This is a genomic window from Bradyrhizobium sp. IAR9 (assembly GCF_013408065.1).
Taxonomy (GTDB): Bacteria; Pseudomonadota; Alphaproteobacteria; order Rhizobiales; family Xanthobacteraceae; genus Bradyrhizobium.
The window spans coordinates 600,516-616,628 of sequence record NZ_JACBZW010000001.1 but is presented as its reverse complement, the minus strand read 5'-3'; the positions used below and the strand labels follow the sequence as shown (position 1 = coordinate 616,628).

Sequence of the window (16,113 nt, the reverse complement as noted above, 5' to 3'; positions counted from 1 at the left end):
AGGCGTTATCGCGATGTGGCGAGCGCGTATCGTTTGCGAAGGACAGCGACACACTGGGAAGCTGCCGAGCTGATGGCGAGATAGGCCACTGCGACGACGAGGTACATTTCGACGAGGCGGCCGTTGAGCTGTGCAAGCTTGGAAGCGGCGCCCAGAAGATCCGTCAGGGAAAGGACGTAAACGAGTGAGGTGTCCTGAAAGAGGATGATCGTCTGGCTGAGGATGATCGGACTGGCCACGCGCAGGACCTGCGGGAGGACGATATGGCGGTAGGTGTCGTAGGTGGACAGCGCGAGCGCCTGGCAGGCCTCGAACTGGCCCTTGTTCACCGCTCGCAGCCCGACACGGATGATCTCGGAGTAGTAGGCGGCCTCGAACAGGCCGAAGGTGATGAAGGCCGTATAGGTGGCGCCGATCGGAATCGGGCGGCCGTTGCCGCTGAGATGCCCAAGCACGATCGGCACCAGGAAGAAGAACCAGAACAGGACGAGGATCAGCGGAATCGATCGGATGACCGCAACGTAGCCGCGGATGATCTGGGCGAACACCGGAATCTCGAAATGCTGAACGAGCGCCAGGCAGGTTCCGAGAACCATGCCGATGACGAATGCGGCGGCCGTGAGCGCAAGCGAGAACAGCAGGCCCGACCAGAGATAGGGCCACGATTGCGTTGCAATCGAGAAATCGAGGGTGTTCATTTCACGACCTCCATGGCGTTGGTCAGGGCGCCGCCTTGCCGCATCTCAGTGGCCAGATCCTCGTCAGTCCCGGGCTTGACGGGAGCGCTGCCCGGAATGCGGACGGCTTTGTCGATGAGGGTCATGGCCTGATAGGCGACCAGCGCCAGACAAAGGTAGATGATCGTCGCTGCGCCAAATGCCGTAAATGTCTGGAACGTGGCCTCGCTGATCTGGCGCGCCTGGGCGGTCAGCTCCATCAAGCCGATCGTGAGGGCGACGGAGGTGTTCTTGTAGATGCCCATCACCTCGCTGGTGAGGCTCGGCACGATGAGGCGCAAGGCCTGCGGCACGATGACGTATCGATAAGTGAGATAGCCATTGAGGCCGAGAGCGTTGGCCGCTTCGATCTGTCCCCTTGGGAGCGCTTCGATGCCCGCCCGGACCTGCTCGGCTATTCGGGACGCCGTGTAGAGTCCCAGGCAGAGGAGCGCCGGGAAAAACGACGCCCAGGGTGGCGGGATCTGCTTGATGGCATCGCCCAGCGCGCTGGGCACGACCTCCGGGAAGACGAAGTACCAGAGGAACATCTGCACCAGGACAGGGATGTTCCGGAATATCTCGACATAGAGCCGGGCCGGGACGGAGAAGAAGCGATTCTGGACCGTGCGGCCTACGCCGACGACCACACCGATGCCGAAGGCGATCCACCAACCGAAGAAGGCCAGGGCCAACGTCCAACCGAGACCCGACAGAAGCCAGTCGATATAGCGCTGGCCGTCCGCCGTCTGTTCAAAAAGCACTCCGAACATCGCGAGCCCTCAGGTTGCAGGTGCGAACGAGGATTTCCGTGCGGGACGGTCAGCTCCGTCAATCAGTCGACAGCATCGCTGGGATGCGCGATCCGCGCCATCAACTCGTCCGTGAGCGGGAATGCGAGGTTCTCACCCTTGGGCGGAATCGGCTTGGTGAACCATTTCGCGTAGGTCTTCTCGAACTGGCCGGATGCCATTTGCTTGGAGAGGACGTCGTCGACGAGGCCCTTGAAGCCGGCATCACCCTTCGTGAACATCAATCCATAGTAGATCTTTGCGTAGCCCTCGGGAAGGAACAGGAGCGCGTCCGGATTTGGCGCGGCAGCCTTGAGCCCGGCGAGGAGGATATCGTCCTCCATGAAGGCGGCCGCACGGCCGGTGTTCAACATCAGGAAGGATTCCGCATGGTCCTTGGCCTGGACGATGTTGAGGCCGAGTTGCTCCCTAGCGTTGACGCTCTGCGCGAAGCCGACTGCGTTGGAGCCTTGGGTGACGACAATCGTCTTGCCTTTCAGGTCGCCGGCGGTCTTCACGCCGCTGGTGGCCTTGACGAGCCATCGCGGTTGGCTGACGAACGTCGCGACCGAAAACGAGACCTGTTCCTGCCGCTTCTTGTCGTTCGCGGTGCCGCCGCACTCGATGTCGACGGTCCCGCTCTGGATCAGCGGGATCCGGTTCGAGGAGTTCACTGGCGTGTAGTTGACTTTGAGGTTGGGCAACTTCAGCTCCTCCTTGATGCGATCGACGATCGCCGCGCAGAGATCGAGCGAGAAGCCGATGGGCTTCTGATCGGGCCCGAGGTACGAGAACGGTATGGAAGCCTCGCGGTGACCGATCGTGATTACGCCGCTGGATTTGATCTTATCGAGCGTCGGGCTGTCGGCTGCCGCGGAGGGACTTGGGCTGGCGGCCAGGAGTACGGCCAGGAGTCCTGAGAGGCGTCCGAGCATCTGAACAAGCGTCTTCATGGTTTTTCCCTTCCCATCGGTTCTCGAGGTCAAGCTGCGGCGGACGGGCGTCCGAGCCCTCGCCGGCGAATGACGTCGATCAGGCGATCGATGTCGGTTGCGGTGTTGAACATGCCGAGTGAGACGCGAATGCCATCCCGTTCGGGCGACACGCGCACACCGTTCTCCTCGAAATGGCCAAGCCAGTCCGATGCCGGCAGGGCGATGACGTAGATGTGCGGAGCGCGATGCTTGCGCTCGCGCGGGCCAACGAGGCCGACGCCCAGCTCGTCCAGGCGCGTGATCAGGTGATCGCCGAGGTCAAAGCAGTGGTTCTGGATGTTCTGGACCCCGATCTGCTCGATCATGTCGAGCGAAGCACTCAGCGCATGGACCGCGGGCAGATTGAAGTTGCCGAGCTCAAAGCGCCTGGCGGCGGGCGAGGGCGCCATTCTGTCGGCACGCGCGATGAGATCATCAGGGACCTCGGCGAGGCTCGCGGCCGCCAGATAGGCCGGCTCCAGCTCTTTGAGCGTCTTGTCCCAATAGAGAAGCCCGAGTCCTTGCGGAACCAGCAATCCCTTATGGCTGCCGGAGCCGATGAAGCTGGCGCCAATCGCCGCCGCGTTGACCGGCACCACGCCGATTGCCTGCATCACGTCAACCACGAAGTAGAGCTTCTTCCTGGTGCACATCGCGCCGACGCTCTCGATGTCAAAGCGGTGACCGGCGTGGAAGGTCACGTGCGACATCGAGATCGCACGCGTGTTTTCGTCGATGAAAGGCGCAAAGCTGTCGGCATCGACGACGTCAGTCATCGGGATGAAGCGGACCTCGACGCCCTTCCGTTGCAGATGGAGGAATGCGTAGGCGTTGTTCGGATGATCGCCGTGGATCATCAGGACATTGTCGCCGGCCCGGAGCGGCAGTGCGTTTGCCGCGACGTTCATGCTTTCCGACGTGTTTTTCGTGAAGGCGATTTCATCCGCCGTCACGCCGAGAAAGCGAGCGACCTTGGCGCGGGTCTGCTCCACCCGGTCGAGCCAGACGCTCTTCGGTCCGGCCGTCTCGAAGCCCTCGCGAAGGAAGAGCTCGATCGCGGCCTTCACCGGGCGTGCAAGCGGGGTTTGAAACCCGGAGTCCAGATAGACCATCCGCTCGACAGCGGGGAATTCCTTCCTCACGGCGTCCACGTCGTAGTGACGAGACATGCACATCTCCTGTTGGCGCCCCGCCAGCGACTTGGCTCTCGGCCAAGCGGCGGAGCGAGATTCTGGGAACGGCGAGACTGCGTTGCACAATTTCTGGTCAGTCACCGGCCGCGCCGAGAATATGAGCTTTAGGAGTTTCGACAAACTTATTTTTCGATTTTCAATATCTTTCATTCCGAAAAATGATAATATTATGCGAAATCTTGATTTCGCTAGCTAATTTGGCCGGGGGCAATGACGAAGCGCATTCAGAAGGACGGGCCATTGGATCGTGCTTTCGCGATCGTTCGGCACGTCGCCGACCAGCGCAAAGCCGTCTCGGCGGCCGAGATCGCAAAGGCTCTCTCGCTGCCGCTGCCGACGGCGCACAGGTTGATCGGAAATCTCGAGGACCGCGGACTGCTTCAGAAGGCGTTGGGGACCAAGCGTTACGTTGTCGGAAACCAGCTCGTCACACTGTCCGCGTCCGTCATCGGAGCGGCCTTCCGCACCGCGCGACGGCACGCGGTGCTTCGGGCGGTTGCGGGAGAGATCGGCGAACAGTGCGAGATTGGCGTCGTCCGCGACAATGTCGTTGCCTATGTCGACAGCGTTCGCGTTTCGGAGCCGCAAGGCCTTCAGTTCAATCCGGGAGAAGCGGCGCCGCTACACTGCACGTCGACCGGAAAGATCTACATGAGCAGACTGCCTGAGCGGACGAGGGCGAATTTGTGCCGCGCACTCCCTCTGACCAGATACACGGACACGACGATCGTCGATGTCCACGGACTGATGAAGACCCTCGAGGACACGCGGCAGAAGGGCTGGGCCAAGACAAACGAAGAATACGTCAAGGGCGTTGTGGGGTGCGCCGTCCCCATTCTGTCACCCGATCGAGAATTGATCGCTTGCCTGGGCGTCTCGGTGCCGGTGGCGCGCGTGAGCTTCGTCGAACTGGACCGGTTCATCGCGCCGCTTCAAAAGGCAGCCGCCCTGTTGTCGGAGACCATTCTGCAGGTTGAGGACGACGATGGCGCAAGTGCCCAATGATGGCATCAGCGGTCTCGCTGGCGCGCTGGTTCTCCTCATGATCTGGCTGGGCCAGCACGAACGGCCGCGCGCCAATCGACCGCCTCGAGCAACGGGAGATTCGGCCCCTGTCTGAGCGCTAAAGCATGAGCCGGAAAAGTGCGCAGCGGTTTTCCGAAAAGATCATGCTCAAACAACAACCTAAAGCGCGATGACGATTCATCCTAATCGCATCTCGCTTTAGCGGCGACATCACCACGGTCGAGCACGTCACCACCGCCGGTTTCAGCGGCGGCAGCGACGTGAGTATTGATGATCAACGCTTGGGGAGCGACGCCATCACCTCGCCCGCGTCTCCGTCCTCAAGGCAGGGCGTGACGGTCAACGGGAGCAGGTCAGACCATTGCGCGAGCCAACGATACATGGCTTTTGGATCACTCGATTCAGAGATCGCAAATCCCTGTCCGTTCATGCCATGCCAGCGACCCAGCATCTTGACGCCCTCGGGTGGTGCGCCACCGGTCTCGAGAAAGCGGGCGACGGCTGCATTGAAGGTGCCTTGAGGTACGCTCCAGGTGGTTATGAATTTCATGCGATTCTCCCATGACTAGAATTATCGGATGAATGTCGCGGCTGCGCCGCATGCGCACGATAGCGCCTGCATATCGAATGACAACGCCGAATGAACGCGCGTCGGTTTGATCCCTCCTGCTTCCTGCGCAAGCACTGGTTTGGAGGTAAGACGGCTACTTGCCGTCGTTCCAGATGTCGGTGGCGAGCTTCCAGTCGTCTCCGACCTTCTCCCAGACGACGACATACTTTCCGGTCACTTCCTGCGGTGTCGATCCCTTGGTCTTCAGGACGAACGTGCCGATCTCACGGGCCGCGGAAGAACCGAGTGACTTGACATCCACCGTTGTGAGCTTCGGATCGCTCACTTGTTCAGCCATGCTTTTCCACATGACCTCGATGGCTGGTCGGCCCTGCACCATCGCGGATCCGGGCGGGAGCGCGGTCGCATCGGCGCTGTAGAGGGACGCAATCCCGGAAAAATCTCCCTTGTTGAACATCTCTATCCATTTCGCGTTGTTTGCTTCGATCTCGGCCTTCTGAGCCAAAGCCGGCGCGCTCAACGAGATCACGATTGCAATCGCCGATGCAATGTTGCGCATGATCATCTCCAGACTCAATGTACGATACAGATACAGGGGCAGTCGTCTGTCTCGAAGTGGATGCATTGAATGGTCCATCCCAGACCGAGGAAGACGCAACGGCAATTCCGGAGAATTACCGTCAGCACCGTTGACGAAGCTGCGCAGTGGAAATTGACGGGCAACTGACCTGACGAGCACTCCATGTCGCGGCTCGAACGCTTGACCAGGCGCGCTCTTCGTCCCCGACGGGCTCGGCCCGAAGGGGAGCGACTTGCTCGAAACGATCTGCTGTTGCTCCATTCCGGTGATTACGGGCCCGAACGCCCATTACGCTGTTGCATCGAATATTCAGTCACGGTGACACTCGCCCGCCGCCCGTCGGGCAAAACACCCTGTCAATCCCTCGACGCAAAAACATTCCTATTTACCGAATTTCGGATATGTCGTATCGATGGCCCATCCCGCCCGCCACAAGGGGCGTTTCGCGATCGTCACGAGACGCGGGCCGGGAGGCGGTGGCCGCGACGGCGTCGGCGCGCTGGGCTGGCTGCAGGGCGGGAATCCCGTGAGCAGCAGCACGCGCGATACGACACGGCGCTGACGGCGTCCTCGGTCCGGCCTCGATGGTGAGCGCACGCAAGCCATCGGGGACAGGAACGGGGATGTGCGCGGACGGCAAAATCGTGTGGTCCTGACGCCCGGGGTCTGTGCGTCAAGTGTTGCGGTGATGTTGCGGCCCAACCGGGTTCGTACATCAGTCATCCGCAAGGCGACGGGGGCAATAGTGCATCGCTCCCCGGGGAGAGCGCGACATAAGCCGTAAAGCCATTCGCGCAGGGAAGGCCGGTGGCCCGGCTACACCTGTAGTCCACCCCGTGCGCGTCTTGCTTGCACACGGGACCGCGGGTGCCAGCCGGCGCCCGGCCTTCCCTGCGCCCTTTCTGAACAAGAAGGGCAACAAAGAGAGTCAAAACTCGGGCGAAATGAGCCGCGAGAATGCGACGGTGTGTCTTCTGAATGGATCATGTTTTATGGGCAGTCTCGTGCCCCGGACGTAGCGCGGCGTCCCCCTGGCGAGGCAAAGCATCGTCCAGAAGGACGATGCGGCTGCAGAGCCGAGGCCTATGTTGCGACGGACCGCGCAGTGTCTGGGTCCCGGCTCTGCGCAGCAATGCTACGCATTGCAGCGCGTCCGGGACACGAGCGCTCCTACGCGCTCTCCGTCTCCCGGTGCACGTCGTGCACCACGAGGCCCATGCCTTCCTCCGGCATCTTGATCCAGTCGCGGCGCTTCAGGGTGCGCTTGGTGTCCTCGTAGCCGCTGGTCCAGTGCTCTCGCATCGAGGTGCCCGAGAATTCGTGGTCCTTGGCGTCGCCCTCATAGGCCTTCTGCTGGTAGATCAGATGCAGGATCGCGATCTCCGGCATGTGGCACAGGCTCGCCTTCAGCTTGCGCTCCTCGTCGGACAGCTGCTCGTCCGGCAGCTTCGCCAGCGCCTTGTGGAGCAGGACCTTGAGATTGTGGGTGCGGCGATAGACGTCCGTGTTGTGGCGCGTGCGCGAGGAATACATGATGTCCTTGTGGCGGGCCATCACGTCCTGGATCGAGCGCGGCAGCACGCCGCGCGCGCTGAACAGGTCGACCTGGAACACCAGCGAGTTGAGCGCATCCTCCTGGTCGAGCAGATGCTGCAGCGGTGTGTTGGAGACGATGCCGCCGTCCCAGAAATGATCGGTGCCGATCCGCACCATCGGCAGCGCCGGGGGCAGGGCGCCGGAGGCCATGATGTGCTCCGGCTCGATCTCGTCATGGGAATTGTCGAAATAGATGAAATTGCCCGAGAGCACGTTGACTGCGCCGACCGCGAAGCGAACCCTTTTCTCGTTGATGAGATCGAAGTCGACCAGCTCAAGCAAGCTCTCCTTCAGCGGCATCGTGTCGTAATAGCTGGTCGCGGTGCGCGCGCCGACCGGACTGAACCAGGGATTGACCTGGTGCGGGGTGAAGAAGCCGGGCTGGCCCATCGCCGAGGTCATCCAGGCGCTCGTGAGATTGCGCCACTGGCGGAAGACGTCGCCGTCAGGGGTGTAGTGCCAGATCTTGCGGTTGGTGATGCGCTCCCAGAAGATGCGCAGCGCCTCGAGCCGCTTCTCCGGCTTGTTGCCGGCGATGATGGCGGAGTTGATCGCGCCGATCGAGACGCCGCAGACCCAGTCGGGCTCGATGCCCGCCTCGTGCAGCGCCTGATAGACGCCGGCCTGGTAGGCGCCGAGCGCGCCGCCGCCCTGCAGCACCAGCGCGACGCGATCGCAGCGCTCGGGCCGCCAGCCCCGCGAGGGCGCCTGATGTGTCTGATATGTCGGTTGCGACGTGCGGGCGTCCATGGTGATGCCTCCTGCTTGCGCCAGACGATTGCGTCCCGTGGTGACGGCGTGATGACAAGCCGGCACCGATGCAGCGCCGGCAACGCAGACCGACCACGCTGCAACGGCAGGGGTCGTGCGGCTGACGGAAAAGCTTCACATCGCAGTCAATGAGGATCGCTAGCAATTGCCGCCGATCAGGATCACAGGAGACCTGCGATGCGTAGCGAAGACGTGCTGAGACTTCCGTCAATGCCGGCGGCGGGGCCGAGCTATCCGGCCGGGCCGTATCGGTTCGTCAACCGCGAATTCCTTGTCATCACCTACGAGACCGATCCGGAGCTGATCCGCGCCGGCCTGCCCGAGCCGCTGCAGCCGATCGACCAGCCGATCGTGCATTACGAATGGATCAAAATGCCTGACTCCTCCGGCTTCGGCAGCTACACCGAATCCGGCCTCGTCATCCCCGCGCGCCTCAACGGCGAGGACGTCAACTTCGTCTCGCAGATGTATCTGGACGACGATCCGCCGATCGCCGCCGGCCGCGAGATCTGGGGCTTTCCCAAGAAGTACGCACATCCCAAGCTCGAGATCGTCAAGGACACGCTGACGGGCACGCTGGAATATGCCGGCCAGCTCGTCGCCATGGGCACCATGGGCTACAAGCACGAGAGCATGGCCGGCAACGGCGATCTCACCCGCGCCACGCTGTCGAAGACGCAGATCAATCTGAAGATGATCCCGGGCGTCGACGGCCGTCTCGAGGTCTGCCAGCTGGTCGCGATCAACCTCGTCGACATCGTGCCGAAGGGCTCCTGGATGGGGCCGGGCCGGCTGCATCTGGTGCCGCATGTCAACGCGCCGGTCGCGGATTTCCCGGTGCGCCGCTGCCTCGGCGCGCATCACTACATCGCCGATCTGACGCTGCCGTTCGGCCGCGTCGTGCACGACTACATCAGGCAAGCCGAGGCGGCCGCGACCGGGCTGGCGGCGGAATAGGGCGGCATCATCAAACTGTAACACTGGCGTAATTGAGTACCGCCTGGGTCCGGAAGATGCCGTCAGCCATCGTCCGGAATGGGGCAGTTGCTGATGGTTGGGGTTGGCCATGGCTGAGCCGGCAAAGCTTGTCAGCGCCTTATCGAGCACTGATCCCGCCATTCCCGGCCTGGTCTGGGCCTTTCGCCTGCACAGCGACGGCAGTGCCGAGGCGCTGCCGATCGACCAGCCGATCGAGTTCAGCCATGACGGCCGGCTCTGGCTGCATTTCAACCTGACTGACGCGCGGGCACGGCCCTGGATCGGAGCGTCGCAGCTGCCGCCGCTGGCGCGCGAGCTGCTGCTGTCGAGCGACACCTTCCAGCAGCTTCACGTCATCGACCACTGCGTCTACGGCGTGTTCTCCGATCTCGTGCGCGAGATCGACAGCGCGACGGAGGAGACCGCGTTCCTCCGCTTTGCCATGACCGAGCGGCTGCTGGTCTCCGGCCGCCACCAGGCGCTGTGCTCGGCGGACGCCACGCGGCGGGTGCTCGAAGGCGGCTACCGCGTCGACAACGTCGCCCATCTGCTCGAAAAGATCGTCGACGAGGTCGCCGACACGCTGGACCGGATGGCCGACAAGCTCGGCCAGGAGATCGACGATATCGAGGAGCGCATCCTCGCCGATGACGCCAGGCCCGAGATGCGCCGCAACCTCGGCCGGCTCCGCCGCACCTGCGTGCGGCTGCATCGGCAGCTCACGGGATTGCGCACGCTGTTTCACCGTCTCGATCAGAAGAACACCGATCATTTGTCGCCGGCATTGCGGATCCAGGCCGGCAAGCTGGCGCAGCGGCTCGATGGCCTCGATCACGACATCGTCGAGCTCCGCGAGCGCAGCCGCCTGCTGGAGGAGGAGCTGCGGTTCAAGAACGAGGAGGAGAGCAATCGCCATCTCCACACCCTCTCGATCGTGACCTCGCTGTTGCTGCCGCCGACGCTGATCACCGGCATCTTCGGCATGAACACCAAGGGCCTGCCGTTGACCGACGTCGAGAGCGGATTCATCTGGGCAGCGGTGCTGATGGCCTCCTCGGTGGCAGCGGCCTATCTCTTCATGCGGCGCACCGGTATCTTCAAGTAGCGTGTGTCGATCGTGAGTTGGGCGACCCAAATATCCGTAGCGGCCGCGATTGCGATGGCCTGCACGGCGACGAGCGCGCGCGCCGGCGCCAAGGACGAGAGCGCGGCCGCATGGCTGTTTCCCAAATGGTTCAACGCGTGGCATGACGGCCTTGCCGGCAAGGGCCTGAATTTCGGCGCCACCTATATCGCAGACAATATCGCCAATGCCGCCGGCGGCGTGAAGCGCGGCGCCATCCATTTCGGCCGGCTCGATCTGTCGGTCGATGCCGACCTCGGCAAGCTGGTCGGCTGGACCGGCGGCCGCTTTTACGCCAATGCCTTCATCATCTACGGCCAGGGCCTTTCCCGCAACTACGTGATGAACCTCGCCACCATCAGCGAGATCGAGGCGCTGCCGGACCAGCGGCTCTACAATGCCTATTTCGAGCAGAGCTTTTTCAATGACCGCCTGAACATCCGGGCCGGCCAGCAGGCCGCCGATGTCGAGTTCTTCGACAGCCAGACCGACGACCTCTTCGTCAACGGCACCTTCGGCTGGCCCGCGATCAAGGCCAGCAACCTTCCGGCCGGCGGCCCGGCGCCGCCGATCGCCGTACCCGGCATTCGCATCAAGGCTGCGCTAACCGACAAGATCACCGCGTATGGTGCGGTGTTCAACGGCGATCCGTCAGGGCCCGGTGATGTCGATCCGCAACTGCGCGATCATCATGGCCTGGCATTCCGCATCAACGATCCGCCGTGGGTGATCGGGCAGGTTCGCTTCAACTACGCCATCGATATCGGCGGCCGCCCGCTCGCCGGCAATTTCACGCCGGGCGCGTGGAAGCATTATGGCTCGTTCGACAGCCAGCGCTTGACGGCGGAGGGGATGTCGATCGCCGATCCCGGCGGCAGCGGTATTCCTGCAAGGCTCAAAGGCAATTACGGCATCTTCGCCGTGATCGAACAGGTGCTCTATCGCCCGCCCGAGGTCACCGAGACCAGCACGTCGGCCTCGCTCCCCGGCATCACCGCGTTCGGCCGCATCGCCTACAGCCCGCCGGATCGCAATCTGATCGATCTCTATATGGACGGCGGTATCGGCTTCGTCGGCTTCACGCCGGGCCGTCCGCTCGACCGCTTCGGCGTGGCGATGGCCTACATGCGGATCTCTAACACCGCGCGCAATCTCGACGTCGATACGCAGGCCTTCACCGGCATCCGCAGTCCGGTGCGCAGCAACGAAACGCTGATCGAGATGATCTACGAGGCGCATATCAAGCCGGGCTGGCTGATCGCGCCATATTTCCAATATGTGTTCCGCCCCTCGGGCGGAATTCAGAACCCGAACGATTCCAGCGGCGTTTCGCGGATCGGTGACGCCGCGGTGTTCGGCGTCACCTCCACGATCCGGTACTAGGCCGAGGCCGCCGCCGGCTGTAGTTTCGGCTGCCGCGACAGCGCCAGCACGATCAGCGCGGCGAACACGCAGAGCGCGCCGGCGATGAAGAACGCGGGCAGGTAGCTCTCATAGACCGTCCGCGAGAGACCAGCGCCGAAGGCGGCGGTCCCGGCGCCGAGCTGGTGGCCTGCAAAGATCCAGCCGAACACCAGATTGGCGCGCTCGGGCCCGAACTTTTGCGCGGTGAGGCGCACCGTCGGCGGCACGGTTGCGATCCAGTCGAGACCGTAGAACATCGCGAAGATTGACAGGCCGTAGAACGAGAAATCGCTGAAGGGCAGGAAGATCAGCGAGAGCCCGCGCAGGCCGTAATACCAGAACAGAAGATAGCGATTGTCATAGCGGTCCGACAGCCAGCCCGACATGATGGTGCCGAAGAAGTCGAAGATGCCCATGGCCGCAAGCAGGCTCGCGGCCTGCACCTGCGGGATGCCGAAATCGAGGCACATCGGGATCAGGTGCACCTGGACGAGGCCATTGGTCGAGGCGCCGCAGACGAAGAAGGTCGCAAACAGGATCCAGAATGCAGTCGACTTCGAGGCGTCGCGCAGCGTGCCGAGCGCCACGCCCGTGATCGAGCCGTGGCTCACGGGCGGGGCGGGCAGGGGCTCGGTGCCCTCATCGCCGAACGGACGCAGACCGACATCGCTCGGCCGGTCGCGCATCGCGAGCAGGACGGCCAGCGCGGAGACGGCGAGCATGATGCAGACGAACCCGAGCGCGAGCCGCCAGCCATAGCGTTCGGTGAGGCTTGCGAGCAGCGGCAGGAACACGAGCTGGCCGGTGGCGACGCTCGCGGTCATGATGCCGACGACGAGGCCGCGTCTTGCTGCGAACCAGCGCGTGGCAATGGTTGCGCCGAGCACCAGCGCGGTCATGCCGGTGCCGATGCCGATCACCACGCCCCACAGCGCGACGAGCTGCCAGACCTCGGTCATGCCGAGCGAGAGCACGAGCGCCGAGACAACGATGAGCTGTGCCGCCAGCGTGACGTTGCGCAGGCCGTAGCGGTTGAGCAGGGCGGCCGCGAATGGCGCCATCAGTCCGAACAGAATGAAACGGATCGACAGTGCGGAGGAGATCTGCGCCGTGCTCCAGCCGAACTCCTTTTGAAGCGGAACGATGAACACCCCGGGCGCGCCGACTGTGCCGGCGCTGATCAGCGCGGCGAGGAAGGTCACGCCGACCATCACCCAGCCGTAATGAATGTTGCGGCGGGACAATGCTGCCGCGAGCCAGTTCGAGATCATTGGGCCTCAATGTGGTTTGGCGAGCCCGGTGGGACTCGCGTCATGGTTCCAGTCTGGCACGGGGAAGGGAAGTCTGAAATGACAGACTTCCCTCTATTTCGGACACCCGCGCGTCAGCGCGCCAGCCGCTCCACCGCGATCGCCGTGGCTTCGCCGCCGCCGATGCAGAGCGCGGCGATACCGCGCTTGAGGTTGTTCGCCTCGAGCGCATGCAGCAGGGTCACGATCAGCCGCGCGCCGGTGGCGCCGATGGGATGCCCGAGCGCGCAGGCGCCGCCATTGATGTTCAGCTTATCTCGGGGAATGCCGAGATCGCGCTGTGCCGCCATCGCCACCACGGCAAAGGCCTCGTTGATCTCGAACAGATCGACGTCGGAGGCAGCCCAGCCGACCTTGTCGAGCAGCTTGCGGATCGCGGGGATCGGCGCCGTGGTGAACCATTGCGGCTCCTGGCTGTGGGTGGCGTGGCCCTTGATCTCCGCGAGAACAGGCAGGCCGCCCCGATCGGCGAGCGAGCGCTTCGTCAGCACCAGCGCCGCGGCGCCGTCGGCATTGGCGGAGGAGGCGGCCGGCGTGATGGTGCCGTTGGCACGGAATGCCGGCTTCAGGCCTGGGATCTTGGCCGGATCGACCTTCAGCGGATGCTCATCATTGGCGACGATGCGGGGACCGGCCTTTTCCGCGAGCGTGATCGGCGCAATCTCAGCCTTGAACGCGCCGCCCTCGACCGCCTTGCGGGCGCGGCTCAGCGTCTCCATCGCATAGGCGTCCTGGTCCTTGCGGGTGAACTGGTACGTCTCCGCGGTGGCCTCGCCGAAATCGCCCATGGAACGGCCGGTTTCGTAGGCGTCCTCAAGGCCATCCATCATCATGTGGTCGATGATGCGGTCATGGCCGACGCGATAGCCGCCCCGTGCCTTGGCCAGCAGATAGGGCGCGTTGCTCATGCTCTCCATGCCGCCGGAGATGACGATATCGGCCGAGCCGGCGCGAATGATGTCGTGCGCCAGCATGGTTGCCTTCATGCCGGAACCGCAGACCTTGTTGACCGTGGTCGCGCCGGTGGCGTCGGGCAGCCCGGCCGCGCGCGCCGCCTGCCGCGCGGGTGCCTGGCCCTGGCCGGCCGGCAGCACGCAGCCCATGAAGACCTCGTCGACTTTCTCGGGCGCGAGTCTTGCGCGCTCCAGCGCCGCGCCGATCACGTGTGACCCGAGCTTGTGCGCGGGAAGAGGCGAGAGCTCGCCCATGAAGCGGCCGAGCGGGGTGCGGGCGGCGGAGACGATGACGACGGGATCGGCGGCTTCGGCCATGATGGGACTCCCTGGCGATGATGTGTAGGATTATGATCATCATATGATGCGCCGCAAAAAATGCAACCGCGACAGGGATGAGAAAATCTTGCGGTTCGCATGAGATTTGGTCGTGTGAGACGGGCAGGGAGGTTGGGCCGGGTGGGGATGAAGCTTGGTCGTTCCACACACACCGCTGTCATCGCCCGGCTTGACCGGGCGATCCAGTATTCCACAGGCGGCTATGATTGAGCCGAGAGGCTGCGGCGTACTGGATGCCCCGGTCAAGCCGGGGCATGACGCCTTTAAAATGGAGAGAGTCTAACCCATCACAGCGCGCCTACCGCTTCCTGTTGACGAACGCCTGCATCAGCCGCGTCGGCTCGTCCGTGAGGAACGACTCGCCGAACACCTTCACGCTCAAATTCACCGACTCCGTTAGCGGCAGCTCCTCCCGTTGCCGAAGCAGCGCCTTCTGCGACCGCAGTGCCTCGGGGCCGCATGCGAGCAGTGCGTTCACGAGATGCTCGATCTCGGCATCCAGTCCGCCCTCAAGTGCCACCTTGTCGACCAGCCCCCAGGCGAGCGCGGTGGCTGCGTCGATGTTCTCCGCCGTCATCACCAGCCAGCGCGCCCGGGCCCAGCCGATCAGGCGCGGCAAGAGCGCTGCGTGGATCACCGAGGGGATGCCGACGCGCACCTCCGGCATGCCGAAATGCGCATCATGCGCGGCAATCCGGAAATCGCAGGCGGCCGCCACTTCGAGGCCGCCGCCCAGGCACCAGCCGGGCATGCGGGCGATCACCGGTGCCGGGAATTGGCGCACCGCTTCGCAGAGATCGCGCAGGCGGCTGATGAAAGCCTCCGCCGATTTCTGCTCGAGCTTGGCCATCTCCTTGATGTCGGCGCCGCCGATCATGCTCTTCTCGCTCTGGCCGCGCAGCACCACGACGCGGATGCTGCGGTCGGATGCAAGCCGCTGCAGGCCTTCGCGCACGGCGTCGGTCACCGGCGAGCCGAGAATATTGAGCGGGCCGGCGTTGCAGATCGTGACATGAACGACCCCGCGCGTATCGCGCGTCACGCCGCAGTGGTGGTTGAGCATTTCCATCGTGGCATCTCGAAGGTTTCGTGGACCGGCGCGAGGCGCGCGGGTCGGTGCCACTTCCGGGCCGAAACGTCCTTGTTGTCAAGCGGGGGTGGGGGCGAGTTGCAAGTGCGAAGTCCGTCGCATAGTATGACATATATCATACAAAAGGGATCCCATGACTGAAGCCGACCAACTCGAACTGTTTTCGCCCGCGCAGCGGCGCGAGCGCGTGGTGGACTGGCAAGTGCCGGCGCCGGTCGCGAAAGTCGCGATGGGCCTGTCGGGCATGGACGCCATGCTGGGCATTCGCGACGGCCGGCTGCCGCCGCCGCCTTTTGCAAAACTGATCGGCTTCAATGTGGGGGTGGTCGAGCCGGGTCGGATCGTCATGGAACTGGAGCCGCGCGAGGATCTCGAAAACACCATCGGCCTCATTCACGGCGCGACCGCAGCTGCTCTGCTCGATACCGCGATGGGATGCGCGATCTCGACCCGGTTGGAAGCCGGGCAGAGCTCCGTGACGCTCGACCTGAAAATGACCTTCCTGCGTCCGCTCTCGGTTCGCTCGGGCCTGATCTCGGCCGAAGGCAGGGTGATCAAGCTGGGGCGGCAGACTAGCTACACCGAAGGCTTCGTCCGGGACGGCAAGGGCGCCCTTGCGGTGCACGCAACTGCAACGTTTTCCATGATCGGAAGCAACTTAACATGAATTAATGCACCCTTTTCGTCATTTGCGTGTT

General features: G+C 63.5%; 15 protein-coding genes. 5 read left to right on the top strand and 10 right to left on the bottom strand.

The features are described 5' to 3' along the window. Positions 1-5 precede the first annotated feature (5 nt). From GGD67_RS03015 to GGD67_RS03000, 4 genes are all read right to left on the bottom strand, one after another. On the bottom strand, positions 6-698 hold the full coding sequence (locus GGD67_RS03015; protein ID WP_179730804.1) for an amino acid ABC transporter permease: 693 nt from the start codon (positions 696-698) through the stop codon (positions 6-8). Further along, positions 695-1,489, bottom strand: a complete 795-nt coding sequence (locus tag GGD67_RS03010) for an amino acid ABC transporter permease (RefSeq protein ID WP_179730803.1) — start codon at positions 1,487-1,489, stop codon at positions 695-697. Before GGD67_RS03010 ends, GGD67_RS03015 begins: the two co-directional genes overlap by 4 nt. A 62-nt stretch (positions 1,490-1,551) precedes the next feature. Then, on the bottom strand, positions 1,552-2,460 hold the full coding sequence (locus GGD67_RS03005; protein ID WP_179730801.1) for an amino acid ABC transporter substrate-binding protein: 909 nt from the start codon (positions 2,458-2,460) through the stop codon (positions 1,552-1,554). 29 nt (positions 2,461-2,489) lie between these two features. After that, the gene (locus GGD67_RS03000; protein ID WP_179730799.1) at positions 2,490-3,650 is read right to left on the bottom strand and encodes an aminotransferase class V-fold PLP-dependent enzyme; all 1,161 of its coding nucleotides are present in this window, start codon (positions 3,648-3,650) and stop codon (positions 2,490-2,492) included. Between the two features lie 234 nt (positions 3,651-3,884). Here GGD67_RS03000 and GGD67_RS02995 point away from each other — a divergent pair, with 234 nt between their 5' ends. Beyond that, positions 3,885-4,679 carry an IclR family transcriptional regulator gene (locus GGD67_RS02995; protein WP_179730797.1) on the top strand — a complete coding sequence of 265 codons (795 nt, stop codon included), beginning with the start codon at positions 3,885-3,887 and terminating at the stop codon, positions 4,677-4,679. A gap of 295 nt (positions 4,680-4,974) precedes the next feature. On the opposite strand, the gene GGD67_RS02990 is transcribed toward GGD67_RS02995, so the two are convergent. The 3 genes from GGD67_RS02990 to GGD67_RS02980 form a co-directional block, all read right to left on the bottom strand. Further along, positions 4,975-5,250, bottom strand: a complete 276-nt coding sequence (locus GGD67_RS02990) for a DUF3303 domain-containing protein (RefSeq protein WP_018319867.1) — start codon at positions 5,248-5,250, stop codon at positions 4,975-4,977. 154 nt (positions 5,251-5,404) lie between these two features. Beyond that, the gene (locus tag GGD67_RS02985) at positions 5,405-5,830 is read right to left on the bottom strand and encodes a DUF4440 domain-containing protein (protein WP_246784227.1); all 426 of its coding nucleotides are present in this window, start codon (positions 5,828-5,830) and stop codon (positions 5,405-5,407) included. Between the two features lie 1,191 nt (positions 5,831-7,021). Next, the gene (locus GGD67_RS02980; protein WP_018319870.1) at positions 7,022-8,197 is read right to left on the bottom strand and encodes a patatin-like phospholipase family protein; all 1,176 of its coding nucleotides are present in this window, start codon (positions 8,195-8,197) and stop codon (positions 7,022-7,024) included. 198 nt (positions 8,198-8,395) lie between these two features. Between GGD67_RS02980 and GGD67_RS02975 the strand changes: the two genes are divergently transcribed. The 3 genes from GGD67_RS02975 (at position 8,396) to GGD67_RS02965 (ending at position 11,702) form a co-directional block, all read left to right on the top strand. Then, positions 8,396-9,175, top strand: a complete 780-nt coding sequence (locus GGD67_RS02975) for an acetoacetate decarboxylase (RefSeq protein WP_018319871.1) — start codon at positions 8,396-8,398, stop codon at positions 9,173-9,175. Positions 9,176-9,284: 109 nt separating this feature from the next. Further along, positions 9,285-10,301 carry a transporter gene (locus GGD67_RS02970; RefSeq protein ID WP_020508724.1) on the top strand — a complete coding sequence of 339 codons (1,017 nt, stop codon included), beginning with the start codon at positions 9,285-9,287 and terminating at the stop codon, positions 10,299-10,301. A 54-nt stretch (positions 10,302-10,355) separates the two neighbouring features. Next, complete coding sequence (locus GGD67_RS02965; protein WP_179731406.1) at positions 10,356-11,702, top strand: carbohydrate porin; 1,347 nt, start codon at positions 10,356-10,358, stop codon at positions 11,700-11,702. On the opposite strand, the gene GGD67_RS02960 is transcribed toward GGD67_RS02965, so the two are convergent. The 3 genes from GGD67_RS02960 to GGD67_RS02950 form a co-directional block, all read right to left on the bottom strand. After that, positions 11,699-12,994, bottom strand: a complete 1,296-nt coding sequence (locus tag GGD67_RS02960; protein ID WP_179730793.1) for an MFS transporter — start codon at positions 12,992-12,994, stop codon at positions 11,699-11,701. The two genes, GGD67_RS02965 and GGD67_RS02960, sit on opposite strands and share 4 nt — an antisense overlap. A gap of 113 nt (positions 12,995-13,107) precedes the next feature. After that, complete coding sequence (locus tag GGD67_RS02955) at positions 13,108-14,304, bottom strand: acetyl-CoA C-acyltransferase (RefSeq protein ID WP_179730791.1); 1,197 nt, start codon at positions 14,302-14,304, stop codon at positions 13,108-13,110. Between the two features lie 319 nt (positions 14,305-14,623). Continuing rightward, complete coding sequence (locus GGD67_RS02950; RefSeq protein WP_179730789.1) at positions 14,624-15,394, bottom strand: enoyl-CoA hydratase; 771 nt, start codon at positions 15,392-15,394, stop codon at positions 14,624-14,626. A gap of 154 nt (positions 15,395-15,548) precedes the next feature. Between GGD67_RS02950 and GGD67_RS02945 the strand changes: the two genes are divergently transcribed. After that, positions 15,549-16,082 (top strand): PaaI family thioesterase, encoded by a 534-nt coding sequence (locus GGD67_RS02945; protein ID WP_018319877.1) that lies wholly within the window; start codon positions 15,549-15,551, stop codon positions 16,080-16,082. The last annotated feature ends 31 nt before the right edge of the window (positions 16,083-16,113 follow it).